This is a genomic window from Herbaspirillum sp. VT-16-41, assembly GCF_001994935.1.
In the GTDB taxonomy this organism is placed as follows: Bacteria; Pseudomonadota; Gammaproteobacteria; order Burkholderiales; family Burkholderiaceae_D; genus Herbaspirillum; species Herbaspirillum frisingense.
This window is the reverse complement of sequence record NZ_MUXB01000131.1, coordinates 162,780-185,965: the sequence shown is the minus strand read 5'-3', so window position 1 is coordinate 185,965 and position 23,186 is coordinate 162,780. Positions and strand designations below refer to the sequence as shown.

20 protein-coding genes are annotated in these 23,186 nt (G+C 64.0%); 4 read left to right on the top strand and 16 right to left on the bottom strand.

All coding sequences use genetic code 11. The annotated features are described in order from the left end of the window. Positions 1–54 precede the first annotated feature (54 nt). Positions 55–1,023, top strand: coding sequence for a PDR/VanB family oxidoreductase (locus BTM36_RS20625; protein WP_077237746.1), 969 nt, complete (start codon positions 55–57; stop codon positions 1,021–1,023). Positions 1,024–2,223: 1,200 nt separating this feature from the next. Here BTM36_RS20625 and hpaC read toward each other — a convergent pair. Further along, a complete protein-coding gene (hpaC, locus tag BTM36_RS20620) occupies positions 2,224–2,817 on the bottom strand; it encodes a 4-hydroxyphenylacetate 3-monooxygenase, reductase component (protein WP_077237745.1) in 594 nt (197 codons plus the stop codon). Between the two features lie 316 nt (positions 2,818–3,133). On the opposite strand from hpaC, the gene BTM36_RS20615 reads away from it, so the two are divergent. Beyond that, positions 3,134–3,766, top strand: coding sequence for a response regulator transcription factor (locus tag BTM36_RS20615; protein WP_180670179.1), 633 nt, complete (start codon positions 3,134–3,136; stop codon positions 3,764–3,766). 87 nt (positions 3,767–3,853) lie between these two features. On the opposite strand, the gene BTM36_RS20610 is transcribed toward BTM36_RS20615, so the two are convergent. Next, complete coding sequence (locus BTM36_RS20610; RefSeq protein ID WP_077237744.1) at positions 3,854–5,401, bottom strand: methyl-accepting chemotaxis protein; 1,548 nt, start codon at positions 5,399–5,401, stop codon at positions 3,854–3,856. Between the two features lie 381 nt (positions 5,402–5,782). On the opposite strand from BTM36_RS20610, the gene BTM36_RS20605 reads away from it, so the two are divergent. Continuing rightward, a complete protein-coding gene (locus BTM36_RS20605; RefSeq protein ID WP_077237743.1) occupies positions 5,783–6,388 on the top strand; it encodes an NTP transferase domain-containing protein in 606 nt (201 codons plus the stop codon). A gap of 40 nt (positions 6,389–6,428) precedes the next feature. Here BTM36_RS20605 and BTM36_RS20600 read toward each other — a convergent pair whose 3' ends face one another. From BTM36_RS20600 to BTM36_RS20555, 10 genes are all read right to left on the bottom strand, one after another. Then, positions 6,429–6,725, bottom strand: a complete 297-nt coding sequence (locus BTM36_RS20600) for a DNA-binding protein (protein WP_077237742.1) — start codon at positions 6,723–6,725, stop codon at positions 6,429–6,431. Continuing rightward, positions 6,706–7,056, bottom strand: coding sequence for a type II toxin-antitoxin system RelE/ParE family toxin (locus BTM36_RS20595; protein WP_077237741.1), 351 nt, complete (start codon positions 7,054–7,056; stop codon positions 6,706–6,708). The genes BTM36_RS20600 and BTM36_RS20595 overlap by 20 nt, the downstream gene beginning before the upstream one ends. Before the next feature lie 327 nt (positions 7,057–7,383). Further along, positions 7,384–8,700, bottom strand: coding sequence for an MFS transporter (locus BTM36_RS20590; RefSeq protein WP_077237740.1), 1,317 nt, complete (start codon positions 8,698–8,700; stop codon positions 7,384–7,386). A gap of 153 nt (positions 8,701–8,853) precedes the next feature. Further along, the gene (locus tag BTM36_RS20585) at positions 8,854–10,008 is read right to left on the bottom strand and encodes an FAD-dependent monooxygenase (RefSeq protein WP_006465425.1); all 1,155 of its coding nucleotides are present in this window, start codon (positions 10,006–10,008) and stop codon (positions 8,854–8,856) included. A gap of 536 nt (positions 10,009–10,544) precedes the next feature. Next, on the bottom strand, positions 10,545–11,279 hold the full coding sequence (locus BTM36_RS20580; RefSeq protein WP_077237739.1) for an ABC transporter ATP-binding protein: 735 nt from the start codon (positions 11,277–11,279) through the stop codon (positions 10,545–10,547). Then, positions 11,276–12,046, bottom strand: coding sequence for an ABC transporter ATP-binding protein (locus BTM36_RS20575; protein WP_077237738.1), 771 nt, complete (start codon positions 12,044–12,046; stop codon positions 11,276–11,278). The genes BTM36_RS20580 and BTM36_RS20575 overlap by 4 nt, the downstream gene beginning before the upstream one ends. After that, on the bottom strand, positions 12,043–13,980 hold the full coding sequence (locus BTM36_RS20570) for an ABC transporter permease (protein WP_077237737.1): 1,938 nt from the start codon (positions 13,978–13,980) through the stop codon (positions 12,043–12,045). Before BTM36_RS20570 ends, BTM36_RS20575 begins: the two co-directional genes overlap by 4 nt. 71 nt (positions 13,981–14,051) lie before the next feature. After that, positions 14,052–15,239 (bottom strand): ABC transporter substrate-binding protein, encoded by a 1,188-nt coding sequence (locus BTM36_RS20565; protein WP_139347237.1) that lies wholly within the window; start codon positions 15,237–15,239, stop codon positions 14,052–14,054. A gap of 115 nt (positions 15,240–15,354) precedes the next feature. After that, positions 15,355–16,395, bottom strand: a complete 1,041-nt coding sequence (locus tag BTM36_RS20560; RefSeq protein ID WP_006465430.1) for a porin — start codon at positions 16,393–16,395, stop codon at positions 15,355–15,357. Positions 16,396–16,977: 582 nt separating this feature from the next. Continuing rightward, the gene (locus BTM36_RS20555) at positions 16,978–17,592 is read right to left on the bottom strand and encodes a flavin reductase family protein (RefSeq protein ID WP_077237735.1); all 615 of its coding nucleotides are present in this window, start codon (positions 17,590–17,592) and stop codon (positions 16,978–16,980) included. Positions 17,593–17,785: 193 nt separating this feature from the next. On the opposite strand from BTM36_RS20555, the gene BTM36_RS20550 reads away from it, so the two are divergent. Next, positions 17,786–18,226, top strand: coding sequence for a MarR family winged helix-turn-helix transcriptional regulator (locus tag BTM36_RS20550; protein WP_006465432.1), 441 nt, complete (start codon positions 17,786–17,788; stop codon positions 18,224–18,226). A 19-nt stretch (positions 18,227–18,245) separates the two neighbouring features. On the opposite strand, the gene BTM36_RS20545 is transcribed toward BTM36_RS20550, so the two are convergent. From BTM36_RS20545 to BTM36_RS20530, 4 genes are read right to left on the bottom strand one after another with little or no spacing between them, the layout of a single operon-like run. Continuing rightward, positions 18,246–20,537, bottom strand: a complete 2,292-nt coding sequence (locus BTM36_RS20545) for a molybdopterin cofactor-binding domain-containing protein (protein WP_077237733.1) — start codon at positions 20,535–20,537, stop codon at positions 18,246–18,248. Positions 20,538–20,596: 59 nt separating this feature from the next. Further along, positions 20,597–21,220, bottom strand: a complete 624-nt coding sequence (locus BTM36_RS20540; RefSeq protein ID WP_077237732.1) for an isochorismatase family protein — start codon at positions 21,218–21,220, stop codon at positions 20,597–20,599. Positions 21,221–21,264: 44 nt separating this feature from the next. Beyond that, positions 21,265–22,320, bottom strand: coding sequence for a hypothetical protein (locus BTM36_RS20535; RefSeq protein ID WP_006465435.1), 1,056 nt, complete (start codon positions 22,318–22,320; stop codon positions 21,265–21,267). A 41-nt stretch (positions 22,321–22,361) separates the two neighbouring features. Next, the gene (locus BTM36_RS20530) at positions 22,362–23,186 is read right to left on the bottom strand and encodes an alpha/beta fold hydrolase (protein ID WP_077237731.1); all 825 of its coding nucleotides are present in this window, start codon (positions 23,184–23,186) and stop codon (positions 22,362–22,364) included.

The following is a 23,186-nucleotide window of genomic DNA, read 5'->3' as shown; positions in this document are numbered from 1 at the left end:
CGCATATCGCATATTGCACATCGTCTCCAGGTAACCGAGTATTGGCACTGAAACATGAAACTGATCGTTGACCGTCTCACCGATGAAACCGGTGATATCCGTTCCTTCCGCCTGGTGCGTGCCGATGGCGCCCCGCTGCCGTCCTACGAGCCGGGGGCCCACATCGACATCACCGGGCCGACCGGGATCATGCGCCAATACTCGCTGTGCGGCCCCCTAGAAGACCAGTGCGGCTACACCATCGCCGTCAAGCGCGAGCCGGCATCACGGGGTGGTTCGGCCGCCCTGCACGATGCCGTGCAAGTGGGCATGGAACTGGAAGTGGGTACGCCGCGCAACCTCTTCGCGCTGGACGCCGGCGCCCCCGAACACCTGCTCTTCGGCGCCGGCATCGGCGTCACCCCCCTGCTGGCGATGGCCTATCGCCTGTGGGCAGAACAACAGCCCTTCACCCTGCACTACTTCGTGCGCGCCCGTGAACATGCGGCCTTCGCCGATCTGCTGGAGACCGCACCGTTTGCGGCACGCGTGCGCTTCCACTACGCGGTCATGCCGGCGCAGATGGAGCACTACCTCAAGGCCTGCCTGGACGCCGGCAGCCCGCAAGCCCACGTCTACACCTGCGGCCCGGCACCCTTCATGGACGCGGTGGTCAAGTGCGCCGCCGCCAGCCGCAGCGACGACGCGATCCACCTGGAGCACTTCCAGGCGGTTGCGGCGCCTGCATCCGGCACCGCTTCGGCTGGCGGTGGCGATGGCGCCTTCGAGGTGAAGCTGGCCAGCTCGGGCAAGGTGGTGCAGATTCCGGTGGGCATCCCCATCGTCGACATCCTGGCGCGCGAAGGTATCAGCATCGATACCTCCTGCCGCGAAGGCATCTGCGGAACCTGCGTGGTGCCGCTGCTGGAGGGAGAACCGGATCACCGTGACAATTGCCTCTCCAAGAAGGAGAAGGCGGCTAATGACCAGATCTGTACCTGCGTCTCACGCGCCAAGTCGGGAATGCTGGTGCTCGACCTTTGAGACGGAACTAGGGCTGTGAACAGGCCCTAACACCACCTCCCCCCGTTCGGACTGAGTAGCGGCAGCGCCGCGTATCGAAGGCATAGAGGTAGCCGCGCCTTCGATACGCCGCTGCACGGCTACTCAGTCCGAACGGTTTTCTTATGGTTTCCGGAAAAACGCATGCCGAAGAGAAGGCCGCCAACGACCAGATCTGCACCTGCGTCTCACGCGCCAAATCGGGAATGCCGGTGCTCGACCTTTGAGACGGGACTAGGGCCGTGAACAGGCCCTAACACCACCTCCCCCCGTTCGGACTGAGTAGCGGCAGCGCCGCGTATCGAAGGCATAGAGGTAGCCGCGCCTTCGATACGCCGCTGCGCGGCTACTCAGTCCGAACGGTTTTCTTATGGTTTCCGGAAAAACGCATGCCGAAGAGAAGGCTACCAACGACCAGATCTGTACCTGCGTCTCACGCGCCAAATCGGGAATGCTGGTGCTCGACCTTTGAGACGGAACTAGGGCTGTGAACAGGCCCTAACACCTCCTCCACCCGTTCGGACTGAGTAGCGGCTGCGCCGCGTATCGAAGACGCAGAGGTAGTCGTGCCTTCGATACGCCGCTACGCGGCTACTCAGTCCGAACGGTTTTCTTATGGTTTCCGGCAAAACGCATGCCGCAGAGAAGGCTACCAACGACCAGATCTGTACCTGCGTCTCACGCGCCAAATCGGGAATGTTGGTGCTCGACCTTTGAGACGGGGCTAGGGCTGTGAACAGGCCCTAACACCACCTCCACCCGTTCGGACTGAGTAGCGGCAGCGCCGCGTATCGAAGACGCAGAGGTAGCCGCGCCTTCGATACGCCGCCGCGCGGCTACTCAGTCCGAACGGTTTTCTTTTGGTTTCCGGAAAAACGAATGCCGAAGAGAAGGCTACCAACGACCAGATCTGTACCTGCGTCTCACGCGCCAAATCGGGAATGCTGGTGCTCGACCTTTGAGACGGGACCAGGGCTGTGAACAGGCCCTAACACCACCTCCACCCGTTCGGACTGAGTAGCGGCTACGCCGCGTATCGAAGACGCAGAGGTAGCCGCGCCTTCGATACGCCGCTGCGCGGCTACTCAGTCCGAACGGTTTTTCATGGTCCCCGGAAAGAAAAATGCCGTCCGGTATGAACACGGACGGCATCATTTCGTGGGCGGAGACAAAAAGACGGGCCTACAAGGCCGTGCGCTTGACCTTGTGGAACAGCCGGTTGAAATAGATCAGGCTGTCCTTCTTTTCATTGACCTTGACCTCGGCCAGCTCGACGAACATCACCGAGTGGGTGCCAACCTCCTTGAACTCGCGGATGCGGCCCTGCAGCTTCACCAGCGCATCGGCCAGCACCGGCTGGCCCAGTTCGCCCTGCTCTTCCCAGATGTCCCAGGCGAAGCGCTCCTCCATCGGTACCTTGGTCGCGCCCGAGAAATGCATGGCCAGTTGTTCCAGCTCATCCGAGAGCACGTTCACGCACAGCCGGCCGTTCTTCCTGAAGACCTCATGCATGGCGCTGCCGCGGTTGATGCAGACCAGGATGGTCGGTGGCGTGTCGGTGACCGAGCAGACCGCGCTGGCAGTGATGCCGCAACGGCCCCCCTCGCCATCGGTGGTGATGATGGAGACCGCTGCCGGTAGATGCGCCATGGCATTGCGGAATTCCAGTTGCTCCGGCGCAAGCGCGGGACGGGTCGCCGCCGTCGGTGCGGACGTGGATGCAGATGCAGATGCGGATGGGGTCGAATGTTCTTGTTGGACAGCATTGGCGCTCATGGAAACTCCCTGGTTTGCACGCCGATGATGCACGGCGCTCTATGACAGCAGGTTAAGACATGCCCCGGTTGCACACAATTCGTGCCACATGCCCGCGCCACAGGGGATTGCGGCTAAGCATCTAGGTAAAAATACCTAGATCGCCACCCTGGAGGGGGTGTTAAAGTGTCGCTGATCCCAAGAATTTCAGGCCTGTTTTTTGCATAAGTCAAAGCGTGCTGTTTTGATTTGTGCCGACCAGCCCAGCAAGAAATCGAGAGGGTCGGAAATAGCGCCGGTGCAAGCCGGCACCATTTTGACGAGACGAGGAGTAATGATGGAAACCAACCCGCCGGTGGTCTACATCGTTGATGATGACGAAGCCGTTCGCACGTCGCTGGCCTGGCTGCTGAGCTCGGTCAATATCCGCACCGAATGCTTCGATGGCCCGGAAGCCTTTCTCAAGGCCTACGACGCCAACAGCCTGTCCTGCCTGATCCTGGATGTGCGCATGCCGGAGATCAGCGGCTTCCAGCTGCAGGATCGCCTGAAGGAAATCGGTGCCGACATTCCCGTGATCTTCGTATCCGGACATGGCGACATTCCCATGTCGGTGCGCGCCTTGCACAATGGCGCCGTCGATTTCCTGGAAAAGCCCTACAACTCCCAGCAGATGCTCGAACGTATCCAGGTCACCCTGAAGAACGTGGCCGGCAACATGCAGGCCCGTGGTCGCCGCCAGCAACTGAAGGCGCGCCTGAAGACGCTGACCGTGCGTGAGCGCGAGATTCTGGAGAAGGTCATCATGGGCCAGTCCAGCAAGCTCATCGCGCGCGACCTCAACATCAGCGTCAAGACGGTGGACGTGCATCGCGCCAGCGTCAAGGACAAGCTGGGCTGCCAGAGTACCGCCACGCTGGTGCGCGACGTGCTGATGGATTTCGGGCCGGAATTTCTCAAGGCGGCCTGAGCCTCCCTGAATGATCTGAACTTGATCTGAACTACCGAGTAAAAGACTCATCGCTGGCGTGAACCCGCCAGCGATGACCATCTTTTGTCAGGCCGCCTGCAGGGCGAAGAAGGCCACTGCGCGTTTCAGTTGCGCCGCCTGGTCTTCCAGCGACTTGGCGGCGGCCGCAGCCTGTTCCACCAGCGCCGCATTCTGCTGGGTCACGCCATCCATCTGGCCCACTGCCTGGTTGACCTGGTGGATGCCTTCGGCCTGTTCGCGGCTGGCGGTGCTGATCTCGCCCACCAGCGCGTGCGTGCCGCGCACGCTGTCCACCACTTCCTGCATGGTCTTGCCGGCTTTCTCCACCAGCTGGCTACCGGCGCCGACCTTCTCCACCGAATCATCGATGAGTTGCTTGATTTCCTTGGCCGCCGAGGCCGAGCGTTGCGCCAGGGCGCGCACTTCCGAGGCCACCACCGCGAAACCGCGTCCCTGCTCGCCGGCGCGAGCCGCTTCCACGGCGGCATTCAAGGCCAGGATATTGGTCTGGAAGGCGATGCCATCGATCACACCGATGATGTCCACGATCTTGCGCGAGGATTCGTTGATGTTGCCCATGGTGGCGATCAGTTCGTCCATCACCACCCCGCCCTGACCGGCGATCGATGCTGCCGAACGCACCAGATTGTCGGCCTGGCCGGCGTTCTCGGAATTGGTACGCACGCTGGAGGTCAGCTGTTCGATGGAGGCGGCAGTCTCTTCCAGCGCACCGGCCTGTTCCTCGGTACGGGCCGAGAGGTCGAGGTTGCCGTTGGCGATTTCACCGGAGGCGATCGCAATGCTGTCGGCGCCATGGCGCACCGTGGACACCACACCGTGCAGGCGCTCGCTCATGCCCTGCAGCGAGGCCACCAGTTGTCCCAGTTCGTCTTGCCCCACGCTCACGGCGCGCGAAGTCAGGTCACCGGCCGCCACGCGCTGCGAGATCGCCAGCGCCGCATGTACAGGTCGGGTGATGCTGCGCGTGAGCAGCACCGCGAAAGCCACGCCGCACAGCAGGATCACCCCTTCCAGCACGGCGATCTGCCATTGGCTGCTGGCCGCATCCTGCTGGATCTGCGCGGAAATGTCGTCGATGCGGGCGCGTTCGAAGTCGAGCAAGGCCCGCATGGCGTTCTGGGTTCCGGTGGCAATGCCCATGTACTGCTGCTGATAGAGCTGCTCCACCTTGGCGGCATCGCCCTGCTTCTTGGCCGCGTAGATTTCATCGCGCACCGTCAGGAACTGCTTGCGGGCGACATTGATGGCGGCGAACAGCTTCTTTTCATCGTCACTGGTCAGGAGTGCTTCGACGTCCTTCAGGGTCTGCGCCGATTCCTTGCTGGACGCGGCCGCTTCCTTGGCGAGGAAGGCCTCAAGTTCAGGATCGCGGCTCTTGACCACCGTGGTGGTGCGCTGGATGGCGATCAGCAGCAAGGTATTCCATTGCGACACCAGGCGTTCGGTGCGCAGCGGCACGTCCATCATCTGTTGGGTCTGCTGGGCCACGGTCTTCAGGCGCCAGATGCCCACCGCCGCCACCAGCATCGAAAATACCAGCACCACGGCAAAGCCTGCACCCAGGCGTGAGCCGATACGTTTGTTCTTGATCATTCTTGTTTCCATCCCTGCGCGTTGTTCTCGGCGCCCCGGATGATGGACCCTCGCTGCGCCCCATCCCAGCCGGCTTGCCCCCTGATGCCGACTTCGCAACACCGTCCCTCTACGGTGCCTGCGTTACTGACATGCAATCGATTCTAGGAGCGCACTGCGTTGCCGACCATATCAAAATTAAGAATCCTGCCATGCCGATACGGCAACGATATGACGCAAAGTGGCGGCCAGCATGAAAGGCATCGGACTGGCCCGTGGCAAGCTTGTCATTCGGATCACGTAAATTCCCCCTCACCCGGCAGCTTCTGCATCACTGCAGCAACGGCAGGGCAAACCTGGGCACAATAGCGGCTCCATCCGATTTCCCAAGGCCCTACCGGCATGATTCCACCAAGCTCCCCCATCGCCGTACTGTTGGCCGCCGGCCGTGGCAGCCGTTTCAACGACCGCGAGGAAAAGCTGCTGCAGCCCTTCGTCCATCACGACGGCCGCCCCGGCATGGTCGCCACCGCCAGCGCAGCAGCGCTGCTGGAAGTCATGCCGGTGGTCGCCGTGGTACAGGGGCCGGGCGTGTTGGCCGATGCCCTGCGCGAGATGGGCTGCACGGTCTGCATGCTGCCCCCGGGCGATCCACGTGAAATGAGCGCATCGCTGCGCCGCGGGCTGCAGCACAGCACGCAGGCATCAGGCTGGCTGATCGCGCTGGCCGACATGCCCCGGGTCCGGCCCGCCACCGTGGCGCGGCTGCGCGACGCCTTGGTCGCCGGTGCGTCCATCGTGGCACCCGTGACGCAAGGTCGGCGCGGCAACCCGGTGGGCTTCGGTTCAGCGCATCTGCCGGCGCTACTGGCCCTGCAGGGCGACCGCGGCGCACGGGGGCTGCTGGACGCGCATCCGGTAACGGAGATCGAGGTGATGGATCAGGGGATCTTTGCCGATATCGATACGCGGGAAGACCTGGAGCGCATGCGCGACCGGCGGGAATGAAGAAGGGACGCCGTAGCGTCCCTAACGTGGTGATGACTTCTCAGACTGCCAGCGGCTGCACCGCCAGTCGCAGACCCATGGCCTTCAGAATTGCGGTCAGACTGCTCAGCGCAGGATTGCCTTTCGGCGACAAGGTGCGATATAGCTGGGTCGGATTCAAATTCGCCTGCTCGGCCACCACCTGCATGCCTCCCACAGCTAGAGCCAACTGACGAAGCACACTCATCAATTCGGCCTGATCGCCATCGGTCAGAATGCTGTTGATGATCTCCAGCGCAAGCGCGGGATCGCTGCGATACAGCTCGGCCATCGCTTCATCATGGGGTCTGCTTCTCATCTGTCCCTCTCCTCTTCCAGTCCTGCCAACAATCCACCGCTCGCGCGATATCCATTTGCTGAGTCCGTTTATCTCCACCGCACAACAACAGGACAAGCTTGCGGCCAGCGCGTCCGTAGTACACCCGGTAACCCGGACCGATATCCACACGCAATTCCCATACGCCGTCTCTACAGAACCGGTGGTCGCCGAAATTGCCCCGCTCCAGACGACCGATTCGCCGCATGATCGCAATCCGTGCCTGCGCATCACGCAGGCGAACCAGCCAGCCGAGGTAGAGGTCATCCTGAGCGGGAGTCGTGAGGTAGTGCTCAACGTCGTAGAGCGCCATATTCGTTTATAAACGAATACAAGTCAACTGATTGCGCATCAGCCTTTTGCAACCAGACTTCTCTCGCAGTGCGATCGTGCCCACGAAAAGAAGCGACAGCCGCGTACTGCACTCGGTGATCTCTCGAAACATGATCTGCCCCTCTACTTTCGGAAAAGCGCAAAGCGTAGCCGGCAAATCCCCTGAGATCACAACCGCTACTGAATACCCATGCCTTCTTCCAAAAATATCGACGAGCCATCCCATGACGGCGAAGCAGGACGAAAAAAAGCCACCGCACGCAGCGGTGGCTCCCTCGAAGCAACTGGCTCCGGCGGTACTAGAAACTCATTCCAGCGCCCGATTGCGCGACTCCACATCCACGCACAGGATCGCGACGGCACCGGCGACCAGGAAGGCCGACAGCATCACCAGCGACAGCGTGAAGTGGCTGGCCATGACCGGGGCGATGATGGCCGGGGCGAACAGGCCGCCGAAGCGGGCCACGGCGCCTGCCGTGCCCATGCCGCTGGCGCGCAGGTCGGTCGGGTAGACCTCGGGCGTGAAGGCATACAACGCGGCCCAGGTGCCCAGCAGGGAGAAGCTCAGCAACAGCGTGGAACCGACCACCAGCTTTGGATCGTTGCCCAGGCTGTAGAGCATGCAGCCCACCGCCGACAACAACAGGAAACCGACCAGGGTGGGCTTGCGGCCCCAGCGTTCGACCCCGTAGGCCGACAGCGCATAGCCAGGCAACTGCACCAGCGCCAGGAAGATCAGGAAGATCTGGCCACGCATGAAACCGAAGCCCTCCGAACCCAGCTTGACCGGCAGGTAGACAAACACGCCATAGTAGGCAATCGAGATCAGCCCCCAGGCCAGATACAGCGACAGGCTGCGGCGACGCAGGGCGGCCGAGAACAGCGCGCTCATGGGCTTGCGCTCCACCACTTCAGGCTGCAGCGGCGGAATCGGGGTGCTGCTGCCGTTGACCTTGGCGACCCGCTCCAGTACCTTGCGGGCGGCGTCGGACTTGCCGCTGCGGTTGAGGTACATGGGCGACTCCGGCACGTAGAAGCGCAGCACCACGCCCACCAGCGCCGGCAGGCCGGTGACGAAGAAGATCACGCGCCAGGCATCGTTGCCCCAGCTCACCGCCACCAGTGCCAGCACCGCCAGGCAGATGGTGCCGATGGCCCAGAACGATTCCAGCATCACCAGCCAGCGACCGCGACGGGCGCTGGGCAGGAATTCGGCCATCATGGTGTAGTCCACCGGCAGCGTGCCACCCACGCCGATACCGGTCAGCAGGCGCAGTGCCAGCAGCCAGGTGAAGTCGGGAGCGAAGGCCGAGGCCACGCCGAAACAGGCATCGATCACCACCGCGCACATGAGCACCGGACGACGGCCGATGCGGTCGGCCAGGCGACCGAAGACGAAGGCGCCCAGCAGCATGCCCACGAAGAACATGGTGCCACTCTGCAGTGCCTGCGGCACCGTCAGGCCGAAGGTCTTGGCGATGGTCGGCGCCGAAAAACCGATGGACAACACCTGCATCGCATCGGCCAGCCAGACCAGGCCGAAGATGACGAACAAGCGGTACTGGAACTTACCGACCCCGGCGGCCTGTAGCCCCTTTTCCACTGTCGCGGGTAGCGTGGACATGCAACTCTCCTCAAATGATCGAACCGGCAACCGGTCTTGCCGGCTGCCTGGCTTCCTCACCGGCGCTGTTCACCGGTGACATGAATGATGCAAGAGCCGGGCCATCTTCGCTTTCCCACGAAGCCGGCCCGGCGGTGATTCAGGCGAAACCGCTCAGGCTGCGGCCTTGCTCGGTGAGACCAGCGGCTCGGTGAAGACATCGTAGCCGAAGCACCAGGACGGGTCTTCGTTGGTACGCAGCCAGGTGTTCTCGTGCGAGATGCGCTGGACCTTGCTGGCACGGGTGGCACGGTTGGCTTCGTAGAGGGCGAAGGCGTCGGCGTAGTTGCTCACGCCCACTTCCTTGAAGCAGCGGGCCAGCATGGCGCCATCCTCGATGGCCATGGCCGCGCCCTGCGCCATGTGCGGCTTCATCGGGTGGCAGGCATCGCCCAGCAGCACCAGGCGGCCACGGCTCCACAGCGGCAGCGGGTCGCGCTCCAGCAGCGACCACTTGGTCACTTCCACGGTAGCGTCCACCAGCGCCTGCACGGTCGGGTGCCAGCCACGGAAGGTCTCGCGCATCTCTTCCTTGCTGGAAGGCAGCCAGCGGTCGTTCAGGTCCCACTTCTCGACCGGCACGCCGGTCACGTAATAGAGCTCGTCAGCCTTGCTGGTGACGAAGTAGGTCATCATGTGACGGTCATCGCTCCACCACTTCACGCAGGCATCGAAGGGCAGCATGCCGGCCTTGACCTCGGGGGTGGGGAACACGGCGCGGTGCGCCAGGTAACCGGCGTACTTGGGCGGTTCCACGCCCAGCAGTTCTTCGCGGATGCGGGAGTTGACGCCATCGGCGCCGATGACGATGTCGGCCTCTTCGGTGGTGCCGTCGGCAAAGCTGAGGATGACCACGTTGCCGCGATCCTCGACCTTGGTCAGGCACTTGTCGAAGCTCACGCGATCGCTGGGCAAGGCCTTGATCAGCAGTTCATGGAAATCGCCACGATGCACCGTCAGGTAGGAAGCGCCATAGTGCTTGACGGCGTAGTCGCCCAGAGGAATCTGCGCCAGCACGTCGCCGGTCTCCCAGTGGCGGCTGTACCAGAAGTCGGGACGCGAACCCTGGCGGTTCATCTCATCCTCGATGCCGATGCGACGCAGCACCTTCATCACATTGGGGCCGACGTGGATGCCAGCTCCCAGGCGGGAGAAACCGGGCGCCTGCTCGTAGACGCGCACATTGAAACCTTCCTGCAGCAGCAGCGCCGCCGTAGCGGCACCGCCCAGGCCTGCGCCGACGACGGCGATACGTGGGGAATTGGACACTCTGATCTCCTTGCGAAATAGGTAGGAAGCTGGGTTGAAGCCGGGATAAAAGCGACGACGGAAACGATCCTGATACGTCGAATGAAATACAGTGTACACACTCTATTTTTAAAAGAATAGAGGTTTGATGAAGAGATTTTTCGTGCTGCATTGCAGTGCGAAACATGACCAATTACAGGGCGATAAATGCCAGTTTGGTGCGGAATTCCGGGGAATGGAAGAGAATTGAAGCGGATCTGCCGGGCCGCTTGATTTAAAGCGTACACATCATTTATTGCACAAACATTCGAGGCTTTTTCCGGCCCGGGGCAGGCCGCAGGCGGCAGGCAGCGTCCAGACCCGGCCGCGTCGGCCGGCAGCTCCACCCTGCCGTTCTGGCGGGGCGGCGCTGCCGCCATGGGCCGGCTTGTTGATCGGGAGCACCCCAACCGGAGAAGCACGCCACCCTTATGCAGCGCAACAAACCAGGCGGGAGAGGAAATGACGATCAAGCTACGGCGATCTCGACGCCACCTCCACCCACGCCAGCTGCCCTGCTACACCGACAGGTAAGCCCGTCGCACCTCTTCATCGGCCGCCAGTTGCGCCATGCTGCCCTGGTAACGGATGTGACCGTTCTCCAGCACGTAGGCACGGTCGCTGACCAGCTCGGCGAAGTGCAGGTTCTGCTCCGACAACAGGATGGCCATGCCTTCGCGCTTCAGGGTCATGATCATGTTGGCCATCTGTTCGACGATGACCGGTGCCACCCCTTCCGAGGGCTCGTCCAGCAGCACCAGATAGGGGTTGCCCATGAGCGTGCGCGAGACGGTCAGCATCTGCTGCTCGCCACCACTCATCTGGCCGCCCGGGCGGTCCGGCATTTCACCCAGGTTGGGGAAGAGCTGGAACAGCTTTTCCGGCGTCCACTGGACGGCGCCTTCCCGCGCCGGCTGGCGGCCCACCTCCAGGTTTTCCATCACCGACAGGTCGGAAAAGACGCGCCGGTCCTCAGGCACGAAGCCCATGCCGTCGCGGGCGATCTCGTAGGGACGGGCGCGGCTGATGTCCTTGCCGCGAAAACTGACTTCGCCCTCGGCCCGGTCCAGCAGGCCCATCACCGCCTTCATGGTGGTGGACTTGCCGGCGCCGTTGCGTCCCATCAGGGCGACCACTTCGCCGCGCCCCACTTCCAGGGCGACGTCGAACAGGATGTGGGCGCGCCCATAGAAGGCGTTCAGTCCGCTGACCTTGAGCAGCGGATCGGTCTTGGGGGATACGGTGGCGCTCACGATGGGCTTCCTTCCTTCTCGAATGTCTTGCCGCTGCCGAAATAGACTTCCTGCACCTTGGGATGATTACGGATGGTCTCACCATCGCCCTCGGCGATCAGTTGCCCGCGCGCCAGCACGATCATGCGGTCGGCAAAAGCAAACACCACATCCATGCTGTGCTCGGTGAAGAGCACCGACATGTTCTTTTCCAGCACCAGGCGCTTGGTCAGGGCCATCAGTTCATTGCGCTCCTTGGGCGCCATGCCGGCCGTGGGCTCGTCCATCAGCAACAGGCGCGGCCGGTTGGCCAGGGCGATGGCCAGCTCCACCCGCTTGACGTCGCCATAGGCCAGCACGCCGCAGGGGCGCTGCGCCTGCGCGGCCATGCCGACCTGCTCCAGCAGGGCCATGGCCTCATCGGCAAAGTAGGAGCCCGCCGGACGCCACAGACCGAACAGCTTGCGCTGGCGCGACATCAGCGCCATCTGCACGTTTTCCAGCACGGTCATGGAACTGAAGGTGGCCGATATCTGGAAGGTGCGCCCCACGCCGAGCCGCCAGATGTCACGCGGCTTCATGCCGGCGATGTCGTGACCGTCGAAACGGATGCTGCCGGTCTCGGGCCGGTACTGGCCGTTGAGGATGTTGAAGCAGGTCGACTTGCCGGCGCCATTCGGCCCCAGCAGTGCCAGCAACTGGCCCGGCGGCAGCTCGAAAGAGACGCCGTTGACGGCCTTGTTGCCGCCGAAGGATTTACTGATGTTGTCTACGGTCAGCAGGCTCATGCTGCCTCCTTGCCGATATCGGCTTTCAGTTCCGGGGCCCCACCGCGCCCCTGACGTGCCGGGCCACCGACGAAGCGCTGGAAATAGCCGGCGATACCCGCCGGGAACAGCAGCACCAGCGCCAGGATCACCAGCCCGAGAATGGCGCGCCAGTAATCGGTCTCGCGTGCGATCACATCCTGCAACCAGGTGAAGACCGACGCGCCCACCACCGGCCCCAGCAGGGTCTGCAGGCCGCCCAGCATGACCATCACCAGACCATCGACCGACCGGCTCACGCTGATGGCTTCCGGCGAGATGCTGCCCTTGGAGAAGGCGAACAACACCCCAGCCGCGCCGCAGAATACGCCGGCCAGCGCAAAGGCCAGCCATTGCATGCGCTTGACGTCGATGCCGATGGCGTCCGAACGCAGCACCGAATCGCGGGCGGCGCGCATGGCATAGCCGAAGGGCGCGAACAGCACACGGCGCAACAGCAGCAGGCCGGCCACCGCGCACGCCAGCGCCAGGTAGTAATAGGCCAGCGGCGACGCCAGCCAGGCTGCCGGCCAGACGCCGACCAGCCCGTTGCTGCCGCCGGTGACCTCATCCCATTGATAGATGATGGCCCAGACGATCTGTGCGAAGGCCAGGGTCAGCATGGCCAGGTACACGCCCGACAGGCGCACGCTGAACCAGCCGAACAGCAGCGCGCCCAGCCCGGCCACCAGCGGACCGACCACCAGCGCCAGTTCCATCGGCCAGTGCAGCTTGACCACCAGCATCGCCGCCGCATAGGCACCCAGCCCGAAATAGGCCGCGTGACCGAAGGAATGCATGCCGCCCGGCCCCATGATGAAGTGCAGGCTGGCCGCAAACAGCACGGCGATGAAGATCTCCACCAGCAGCACCGTCAGGTAGGGGAAGCTGTGCGACAGCAAGGGTGCTGCCAGCAACAGCGCCACGGCGGCCCAGGCCAGCTTGCGCACGCCGGCGCCGGCCGGGGCCAGCGGCGCTTCCGGCTGTCCGGTACTGCGAGCGGCAGCCTGGGGCTTGCCCATCAGACCCCAGGGGCGGACCACCAGGATCACCGCCATGACCAGGAATTCCACCACCAGCGTCAGCTTGGACAGCGAGATCACCACCCCGAACACCGACACCTGGCCGATGGCCACGCACAGGGCCTTGATCTCGGCAATCAGCAGGGCCGCCAGGAAGGCACCGGGGATCGACCCCATGCCGCCGACCACCACCACCACGAAGGCGTTGCCGATGGTCTCCAGGTCCAGCGCCAGGTTGGCGGGGATGCGCGGCCCCTGCAGGGCGCCGCCCAGGCCAGCCAGGAAGCAGCCCAGCGCGAACACGCCGGTAAACAGCCAGGACTGGTTGATGCCCAGGGCGCCGACCATTTCGCGGTCCTGGGTAGCGGCGCGGATCAGGGTCCCCCAGCGGGTGCGGTTCAGGACCAGCCACAGCACGCCCAACACCAGCGGGCCGATGGCGATGAGCACCAGGTCGTATTGCGGAATGCGCCGGCCCAGCAGTTGCACCGCGCCACCCAGGCCGGGCGCGCGTGGGCCGAACAGGTCTTCCGGCCCCCACAGGTAGAGCGCGGCATCCTTGAACACCAGCACCAGCGCAAAGGTCGCCAGCAGCTGGAACAGCTCCGGGGCGCGGTAGATGCGGCGCAGGATGAGGATTTCCACCAGGGCGCCCAGCACCGCCACGGCCATCGCCGAGAGCAGTACCGCGCTCCAGAAACCGAGGCCGCTGGCGCCGATCAAGGACACCAGCGTGTACACCACATAGATGCCCACCATGTAGAACGAGCCGTGGGCGAAGTTGACGATGCGCGTGACACCGAAGATCAGCGACAGGCCGGCCGCCACCAGGAACATGGTGGAAGCGTCGGCCAGCCCGTTGATCATCTGCACGATCAGGCTAGAGAGAGTCATGCTTTATCCCCTGTGACCACGGTCCCGCGCAGCACGGGGCTGCGCAGGACCGCTGCAAGGCGTGTACCAGCTCAGTTGGCCGCACGCAGTTTCTTGACTTCGGCATCCGGCAATTGCACCGAAGCGCCATCGACGTAGCTGAAGTTGACCATGATGCCGCGACCATCCTTGAGTGCCGTACGTCCCACGTGGGCACCCAGGGTGGACTGGTGATCCTGGCTGCGATAGACGATGGGGCCGGACGGAGTGGCGACCTTCAGGCCCGAGAAGGCGGCCGCCAGCTTGTCGCTCTCCACCGAGCCAGCCGCCTTGATGCCGGTGGCGATCGACATCAGCGCCACATAGCCGACCAGGGACCCGTTGCGCGGGTAGTCATTGAATTTCTTGCGATAGGCCTCGACGAATTTCTTGTGCTCGGGGGTATCGATGGCATACCAGGGGTAGCCGGTGACGATCCAGTTGACCGGTGCCTCGTTCTTCAGCGGATCGAGATATTCCGGCTCGCCGGTCAGCAGCGACACCACTTCGCGTCCCTCGAACAGGCCACGGGTATTGCCCTCGCGCACGAACTTGCCGAGGTCGGCACCGAAGAGCGCATTGAAGATCGCATCCGGCTTGGCATCGGCCAGCGCCTGGGTGACCGAACCGGCATCGATCTTGCCCAGGGGCGGCGCCTGTTCAGAGACGAATTCGATATCCGGCTGGCGCTCCTGCATCAGCTTCTTGAAGGTGGCGATGGCGGACTGGCCGTATTCGTAGTTGGGATAGACCAGCGCCCAGCGCTTCTTCTTCAGCTTGGCCGCTTCGTTGACCAGCGAGGCCACCAGCATGTAGGTGGAGGGACGCAGGCGATAGGTGTACTGGTTGCCGTTCTGCCAAACGATCTTGTCGGTCAGCGGTTCAGCCGCCAGGAAGAAGATCTTGCGCTGCTTGGCATAGTCGGTCAGTGCCAGGCCGGTGTTGGAGAGGAAGCCGCCGAACAGCAGCGATACCTGTTCACGGGTCACCAGTTCCTCGGCCACCCGCACCGAGTCACCGGGGTTGCCGTTGTCATCGCGGGAGATGATTTCCACCTTCTTGCCCAGCAGGCCGCCGGCGGCATTGATTTCTTCCTGGGCCAGTTCCCAGCCACGGCGGTACGGTTCGAGGAAGGCCGGTTGGGCCTTGTAGCTGTTGACTTCGCCAATCTTGATGGTGGATTGGGCCAGTGCGCCGGCAGCGGCCGTCAGGCCCAGTGCGGCGACAACGAGATGCTTCAGATGCTTGAGATGGAGGGAGACGTTCACGATCTTTCCTTTCTGCACCCGCAGGTGCAAGCAACAGCAGGGGAAGGAAGGCACGCCGGGTGGAGCCCGCGCACCTTCCGGCAGCGCATCAGAACAGGTGACGGATACCGAACTGTATGCCGTTCACCGTGCCGCCACTGGCCGGCACGTTCTTGGTGATCGGTGCAGCACCGGCCAGCGAGAAGGTGGCGCCGTTGCTGTTGGTCAGGTGGGCATAGGTGGTGTAGAGCATGGTGCGCTTGGACAGGTCATAGGTGCCGATCAGGCTGATCTGGCGGGCATCACGGCCAGCGCCGGTGCTGTCCTTGGCCCAGCCGTAGCCGGCCCCGATGGTGGCCTGCGCGCTCAGGCGATAGTTGGCCGAGATCGAGTACGCACCATAGTAGCTGCCGCGCACATTGGTAGTGGCAGCCGCACCGAGGTTGTTGCCGCGGTAGTAGCCCAGGAAGATCTTGCCGTTGCCATAGTCATAGGCACCACCGGCGAAGGTGGAGCGGATGGCGATATTGTCGTTGGCGCTGTTCTGGGTGGAATGGCTCAGACCCAGGTAGAACGGACCGCTTTCGTACTCGCCGGCCAGCATATAGGTGGACAGGCCGTTCTTGGGCGTGGTCTGCTCGCCCAGGCCGTAGTAGGCCTGCAGCTTGAAGCCGCGCATCACCGGCGAGATATAGCCGATCACGTTGTCGTAGCGCGGCGTGTAGGCCGAGACGTTGTTCAGGAAGGAGGCATAGGTCGCACCGGCAAAGGCATCCAGGCGCGCGATCATCAGGAAGCCCGGCGAGTTCTGCCGACCCAGGCGCAGCTCACCCAGGTTATTGGCCAGGCCGATCCAGGACTGGCGGTTGAACAGGCGGGTGCTGTCGTGCATGCCACCGGTGTCGGAGGCGAAGCCGTTCTCCATCTGGAAGTTGGCGCGCAGGCCGCCACCCAGATCTTCGGTCCCCTTGAAGCCCAGGCGGCTGGCCTGGTAGCCGCCGCTGTCCAGCGACACCACCGAACCGCGACCGCTCGCATTGGTGTAGCCCAGGTAGGTATCGACCACGCCATAGATGGTGACGTTGGATTGCGCCATCGCGCCGCTCGCGCAGAACAGACTGCCGGCCGCGAGTGCCCATGCCTTTTTCATGTTGTTTTCCCTTTTGTTGAAGTGTTGGAGGTGTTGCTGGTGATGCAGTTACTGCAGGTGCTGCTTTCCTGCCTGGCCCGGTGATCCGGGCTTCTGTCTGAAACTGTCTTCGGCGCTTGTCTGGTGTTGTCCTGCACGCAGTGGCTGCGGCATTGGCGAGACCGTACAACGGCACTGGAAAGCCTCGCCGGCCACTTCTTTTTTATGACGTATGCGCTCTATATTTTGAGTGTTAGCAAAATACAGGCCAGCCTTGACCCAGCTCAAGATGCTCAGGAATCTACTGCATTATTATTGGTTTAAAGCGCTAAATACGGGGTTCTACAGCTTGTCTCCACGGCGCCCCGAAAACCGTCTTTGCATTTCTTATTTATAATGTGTACACCATATTAATGCGAAACCGGAAAACTGCACAAGCAGAGTGCGTTGTGCACCACGACATCGCGTCGACGGCATCGTAAATGGCAGCATTGGAAGTGGAAGAAGCGCGGTCGGCAGACCGGCGAAGCAGGAAGGTGACATCGCCAGCGGCGGGTGCAGCCGTGGCCGCACCGACCTGGTCGAGGAGGGGGAAGTGGGGAATCAGCGTGGACGCGGCAAGGTGAAGTTGGATTCGGTACGGCTGCGGCCATACCATTCGCCGCCCATGCGGAAGAGCAGATCGACCTGGCCCGGATCTAGCTTGCCATCGGCATCCAGCAACTGGTCATCCACGTGTGCGGCCAGCACCTGACCGAAGATCAGGTGGCAGGATGGCTCATGGCGCGGATAGGGCTCCATCATCGCCAGCTTGCACTCGAAGCTGGCCACCGCCCCCTCGACGCGGGGCGGCTGCACCAGTTGGCTGGGCGCGGCCTGCAGACCGCAGGCCTCGAATTCGCTGACGCCGGCCTCGAAGGGAAAGGACGTCGCATTCAAGGCCTGGGCCTGCGCCGGTGCGGCCAGGTTGACCACGAACTCGCCGCTGGCGCTGATGTTGTTGACGGTGTCCTTGAGCTTGCCGCCACGCTGCAGCAGCGGGCAGATCAGCAGGGTCGGCGGCTTGCCGGTGATCATCTGGAAGAAGCTGAACGGCGCCAGGTTGGCCCGCCCCTGCCCGTCCAGCGTGGAAACCCAGGCGATAGGACGGGGCACGATCAGCGCCGACATCCATTCATAAGCTTCGACGGGCTTGAGCCCTGCGAAATCGATCAACATTGTTCAACTCTCTCCGATGACAAGCACGACAACTCTCAAATCGGCGCCCCGCAAGCGCGCCAAGGCATCCGTGGCAGGCAAGGCCGCAGCGACGCTTGCCTATACAGCCGGCAGGCAGGACATTAGAATCAGCAGCTGCCCCCTGCTCGCCGCCGGCGAACAAGGCATGCCAAGCCACCCATCCCTTGCGCCAATGACCAAGAAGCCCGCCACCGCCGACTATCATTTCTCCGACCAGATCGGGCACCTGCTGCGCCGCGCCTACCAGCGCCACGCCGCCATTTTCCAGCAACATATCCCGGATTCGCAACTGACGGCGGCGCAGTTCGTGACGCTGTGCGCCATCCGCGACCTGCAGACCTGCTCGCTCTCTGACATCGTCAAGGTGACCGCCATCGACCAGGCCACCATCCGTGGCATCGTCGAACGCCTGAAGGCGCGCGACCTGATCGAGCTGTCCCATGACGAAGCCGACCGCCGCAAGGTCCTGGTGTCGCTCAGCAAGAACGCCACCGCACTGGTGGCCGATACCGTCCCCTTCGCCGCCCAGATCACCGAGGCCACCTATGGCAATCTCAATCCGGCCGAGCGGGTGGCACTGGTGTTCCTGCTGCGCAAGATGATCGACGAATAAGGCCGAGCCGCCGAGTCGCTCACACCGCCGGCAAGGGCTCGCGCAGCCCTGCCAGGATGCATTCCGCGTTGAAGGGCGGTTGGCGGAAGCGACGCCCGGTGGCATCGAAGAGCGCATTGGACAGCGCCGCCGCACTCGGCACCGAGGCCGATTCGCCGGCCCCCATGGGGGGCTGGTCCTGGCGCTGCATCAGCACGATCTCGATGGGCGGCACTTCCGTGAAATGCAGGATGGGATAGGCGCCCCACTCCAGGCTGGTGGTCCCTTGCGGGCCGAAACTGACCCGCTCCTTCAAGACCCGGCTCAGCGATTGCAGGATGTTGCCGTGCATCTGGTGGCGCACGCCATCGGGATTGACCATCATGCCGGTATCCTGCCCCACCACCAGCGACGCCACCTTCAGTGCGCCATCGGCGGGATCGACTTCGATATCGATGACCCAGGCCGACCAGGCCGCACCAAACCCGGGGAACTTGCTGTGGACATAGCGCGCATAGGCGATGCCCCGCCCGCGCAGCTTGCCGTCGGCCTCCGGCGTGCCACGCGAACCGCTGGCACCAGCCACCCAGCCGGCCTTCTCCGCCACCGCCTGCAGCAGCGCGCTGGCACGCTCGTCGGGCAGGTGCGCCAGCCGATAGGCCAGGCGATCCTCCCGGGCCAGCTCGGCCAGTTCATCGATGAAGACTTCATGGGCAAAGGAGTTCGGCATGGCCGAGACTCCGCGCAACCATCCGGCACGCACGATGGGTGCGACGTCGTCGCAATCGATCTGCAGGTGCGGGTAGGCATAGGGTGGCACGGCGGTGCGGTCGCCCATCTCCAGCACGCGGGGCTCGGGGGCGATCCTGCCGGTCAACAGCAGCGCCAGCACCGGCGCATCGTTGGAGGGATAACGGGTCTGGAAGCCGTAGGCCGACAGCCGGCCCGCTTCATCGATGGCGCCACGCACCTGCATCAATTGCGCCGCGCCCTTGGGTTCCCAGGCATGTTCCTGCTCGCGGGTGAGCTGCACGCGCACCGGGCGTCCCACCGCGCGTGACAACAGGGCGGCATCGGCCACCACGTCATCGGCACAGTTGCGGCCATAGCAGCCGGCGGCTTCCAGCCGGATCACTTCGATCTTTCCTTCATCGAGCTCGCACAGGCGCGAGAGGTCGATGCGCATGACATGCGGATTCTGCGTGCCCGACCAGACGGTCAGGCCTTCTTCGCGATAATCGGCCACCGCGCAGGAGGGGCCGATGGAGGCATGCATCTGGTAGGGCCAGACATAGGTGCGCTCGATGCGCTGGGCAGCGCTGCCCATGGCGGCATCCAGATCGCCCTGGCGCACCAGTTCGCGGCGCTTGGCCGGCAGGTCGCGCAGGCGGGTCTCCAGGTCGTCCATGGCGGGTAGCGGCGGGATGTCCTTCCAGCGCAGCTTCAGTTCGCGCATGGCGCGCTGCGCCTGTTCCTCGCGCTCGGCCACCACGCCGACGAAATCGCCCTGCACCACCACCGCCACCAGCCCGGGGATGTGGGCCACGGAATCCTGGTCCACCGACAGCAGGCTGTTGCCGATGAAGTCACCACCATCGCGCCCCGGATGCGGCGGGCGCACCACGCGCCCATGCAGCATGCCCGGCACACGCACGTCGTGCACATAGACCGGCTCGGCACGCACCTTGGCGGGAATATCGACGCGCTGCGAACTGCGGCCTACCAGGGTGTACTGGCTGGCCGGCTTCAACGGTACGTCGCCGGGGTCGAGGGTGAGGACGATCTTCTGCCCGGCCAGCAGGGTGAAATAGCTGGTACTGCGCTCCGGCTGGTCGGCATCCGTAATGCGCCCCGCTTCGATGCGCAGGCGCGCGACAGGAATACCCCACTGCGCGGCCGCCATGGCCAGCAGGTGCTCGCGCGCCTGGGCTGCGGCCTTGCGCAGCGGCACGGCGGAAATCTGGATAGTGGCACTGGCAATGGTGGGCCCCTGGTTGGGGGCTTCCTCGGTGTGACCGAGGATCATGGTGACGCAGTCCATGTCCACGCTCAGTTCCTCGGCCACGATCTGCGCCAGTGAAGTGCGGATGCCGGTGCCGAGATCGACGTGACCGTTGAAGGCCAGCACCCGGCCCTCGGCCAGCAATGCCACGAACACGTCCGGCAACGGCTGCACATAGGACGAAGCCGCGCCGGGCTGGCCGGGCGCGGGCTTGGCACCGGGTTGCGGGGCGCGGGTCACCAGCAGCGCGTCACCACGCTCCAGCAGTTGACGGCGCGCCTCGCGGGGCGTCTGACCGGATGGTTGGCCGGGAGGATTGGTTGCTTGCATCTCAAACCATGGTGCACATCAGATTCATCACGACCCGGACCGTCACCGCCGTCCGGGCATCAAGGCTGGGCGACCACCTTCAGGGCATCGTCCAGCGGCATCACGGCCGCGTACTTCTGCGCCATGTCGAACAGGTTGGCCTCATGCGGGCCGATGGCGCGGTCACCCACGCAATCGGACACCACCAGCGGGCGGAAACCCCAGGACATGGCATCGACCACACTGGCGCGCACGCAACCACTGGTCACGGCACCGGCCACCAGCAGGGTCTGCACGCCGTGCTGGGTCAGCCACGGTGCCAGCGAGGTGCCGAAGAAGGCCGACGGCACGGTCTTGCGCACCACCAGCTCACCGGCGGCCGGGGTCAGTTCCGGCACGATGGCGCTGCCCGGCAGGTCTTCCTTCAGGGTCACCATGCCCGGCACCTTCATGCCAAAGATGTTGCGGTCGGCATCATCGTCGGCGAACACGATGCGGCTGTGCGCCACCGGCCAGCCATGCTGGCGCGCATGGGCCAGCAGGCTGCGCGTGCGTTCGATGGCCGGGCCGATGTTGCCGCCGCCGAACTGGGCCGGGTCGGCGAAGCTGTTGACGAAATCGACGATCAGCAGACCGAACGGCGGTTTCATTTCCAGCGTCTGGCCGAAGCCCTGGCGCTGGTAGGTTTCCACTTCCTTGTGCATCGTATCTTCCTTTTGAAGAGGCTGCCGGGCGCACCCGGCTGGCCTCATTGCGAATTGCCGTAGACGAAGCCGTCCAGCACCTTGCCGTCCTTGACCACCGGCGTGCCATCCAGCGCCACCGTGCAACGGCGCAGGGGGATGTCGATGTGGCAGGCGGTGGTGCGGCTGCCGCCGGCTTCGTTGTTGGGGCCGAAGGAGAACAGGAAATTGCCTTCGTAGGCGCGGGCATCCATGCCGATGGTGGCTTCGCGGTCGTACATGGCCAGCGTGGACCATTGCGCGCGCGGTTGCAGGCCCCAGCCGATGTGCGACATGGCATACGCTTCCGGGTCCTTGAAGGAGGCCATATAGTCGCTCAGCAGCTCGGCATCCAGGCCGCCCTCGATGTCGGTGACGAAACCGTCCTTGACGGTGACCACGATGGCTTCCTGGGCATAGCATTTCATGGGCAGCAGGATATCGCCGCGATCAATCACCAGGGTGCCGTTGGTCTGGCGCTCATTGGGCCAGGTCAGCACGAAGCCGCTGGGCCAGTGGTCCCAGCGTCCCGGCTGATCGACGAAGCCGTATTCCTGGATCACCGGGAATTCGCCCAGCGGGCAGCGCAGGTCGGTCCCGGCGTCCGAGGTGATGTGCATCTCGCGCTTGCCCTCCAGCAGACGCGCCGCCTGCGACACGCGGCGCCGGTCGTCTGCGCTGGGGACCATGCGCACCAGCACCTCGGGCGGCTCCACGGCCAGCAGGATCTTGGTGCCGGTGGAAAGGATGTCGTGCTGCTCGGGCGAGAACAGCAGGGTCATCAGGTCCAGCACCAGGTCGCTTTCCTTGAGGGCGGCGATGGCGGCGCGGTTGCCGGTCAGGGGCGTGGTGCCGAGATAGGCCAGGGAGTCGCGGCTCAGGGCTTTCTCGGCATTGACCGGCGGCAGGTCCAGCCGATTGACGGTGGCGCCCATGAGCGCGGCGGCGGTCATGGCAGTGGACAGGGTCTGCGGATGGGTGCTGCTGCTGGTGAGCACGGTGACGATCTGTCCCGGCTCCAGCTTCGACAGGGTCAGCACCTCTTTCCAGGCGCTGATCAGGTCATGGTCGCTGACGGCCATGGTGTTCTCCTTTGCAATCGGTCTTGCGATGAACGCGGCCCTTACAGCGGCGCGCCGAGGAAGTCGCCAAAGGCGGCGTAGAAGCCGGCCTCGTTGTCCCAGGGGATCATGTGGCCGGCGTCTTCCACCCGGCTCACCACCAGCTGCGGCAAGAGGCCCTGCAGTTCCTGCACATCCTCGGGCAGGATGACGTCGCCGCGCGAGGCCTGCATCAACATCACCGGCAACTTCAGGGCCGGCAGGTCGGCATGGAAATCATCGGTATGGAAACCCTCGAAGCTGGCGATCACGGCCCGCTCGTCGCAGGTGTGCAGCCACTCGGCACGCAGTTGCAGTTGCTGTTCGGTCCAGGTCGGGCAGAAGGCGCGCATCTGCTCGGCCGAGCAACCCTCGCGCGCCAGGCGCATGGAATCCACGTACCAGGGCAGCTTGGAGGGATAGGCGCGACGACCCGGGCCGGAGACCGGCGGATCGACCATCACCAGCCGCGTCAGGCCGCGTGGCTGCTGGCTGGCGGCGCGGGCGCCGATGCGTCCGCCCATGGAGTGCCCGACCACTGCATAGCGCTCCAGGCCGAGCGCTTCGGCCAGGGCGATGACGTCGGCCGCCTGCGCATCCAGGCTGTAGTCCAGCGTCTCCGAGGCCAAGGACAGGCCACGGCCGCGCACGTCCAGCACATAGGTATCGAACTGCTGGCCGAACCGTTCGCCGACGAAGCCCCAGGTCACTGCCGGGCTGGTGATGCCGGGGACGATGATGACGGCGTCGCGGCCGGCACGTGCACCGTCCTTGCCGCCGAAGCGCAGGTAATGCTGGCGGATGCCGTTGGCCAGGATATTGGCACCGTAGAGGAAGCTGCTCTGCAT

What these genes read in the sequence shown, in the direction of transcription:
- BTM36_RS20590 (WP_077237740.1), bottom strand. Translation starts at nt 8,700, where the DNA reads ATGTCCACGCTACCCGCGACAGTGGAAAAGGGGCTACAGGCCGCCGGG.
- hpaC (WP_077237745.1), bottom strand. Translation starts at nt 2,817, where the DNA reads ATGAGCGCCAATGCTGTCCAACAAGAACATTCGACCCCATCCGCATCT.
- BTM36_RS20625 (WP_077237746.1), top strand. Translation starts at nt 55, where the DNA reads ATGAAACTGATCGTTGACCGTCTCACCGATGAAACCGGTGATATCCGT.
- BTM36_RS20600 (WP_077237742.1), bottom strand. Translation starts at nt 6,725, where the DNA reads ATGAGAAGCAGACCCCATGATGAAGCGATGGCCGAGCTGTATCGCAGC.
- BTM36_RS20575 (WP_077237738.1), bottom strand. Translation starts at nt 12,046, where the DNA reads ATGAGCCTGCTGACCGTAGACAACATCAGTAAATCCTTCGGCGGCAAC.
- BTM36_RS20545 (WP_077237733.1), bottom strand. Translation starts at nt 20,537, where the DNA reads ATGCAAGCAACCAATCCTCCCGGCCAACCATCCGGTCAGACGCCCCGC.
- BTM36_RS20610 (WP_077237744.1), bottom strand. Translation starts at nt 5,401, where the DNA reads ATGATCAAGAACAAACGTATCGGCTCACGCCTGGGTGCAGGCTTTGCC.
- BTM36_RS20550 (WP_006465432.1), top strand. Translation starts at nt 17,786, where the DNA reads ATGACCAAGAAGCCCGCCACCGCCGACTATCATTTCTCCGACCAGATC.
- BTM36_RS20540 (WP_077237732.1), bottom strand. Translation starts at nt 21,220, where the DNA reads ATGCACAAGGAAGTGGAAACCTACCAGCGCCAGGGCTTCGGCCAGACG.
- BTM36_RS20615 (WP_180670179.1), top strand. Translation starts at nt 3,134, where the DNA reads ATGGAAACCAACCCGCCGGTGGTCTACATCGTTGATGATGACGAAGCC.
- BTM36_RS20530 (WP_077237731.1), bottom strand. Translation starts at nt 23,186, where the DNA reads ATGCAGAGCAGCTTCCTCTACGGTGCCAATATCCTGGCCAACGGCATC.
- BTM36_RS20570 (WP_077237737.1), bottom strand. Translation starts at nt 13,980, where the DNA reads ATGACTCTCTCTAGCCTGATCGTGCAGATGATCAACGGGCTGGCCGAC.
- BTM36_RS20535 (WP_006465435.1), bottom strand. Translation starts at nt 22,320, where the DNA reads ATGGCCGTCAGCGACCATGACCTGATCAGCGCCTGGAAAGAGGTGCTG.
- BTM36_RS20555 (WP_077237735.1), bottom strand. Translation starts at nt 17,592, where the DNA reads ATGTTGATCGATTTCGCAGGGCTCAAGCCCGTCGAAGCTTATGAATGG.
- BTM36_RS20595 (WP_077237741.1), bottom strand. Translation starts at nt 7,056, where the DNA reads ATGGCGCTCTACGACGTTGAGCACTACCTCACGACTCCCGCTCAGGAT.
- BTM36_RS20605 (WP_077237743.1), top strand. Translation starts at nt 5,783, where the DNA reads ATGATTCCACCAAGCTCCCCCATCGCCGTACTGTTGGCCGCCGGCCGT.
- BTM36_RS20560 (WP_006465430.1), bottom strand. Translation starts at nt 16,395, where the DNA reads ATGAAAAAGGCATGGGCACTCGCGGCCGGCAGTCTGTTCTGCGCGAGC.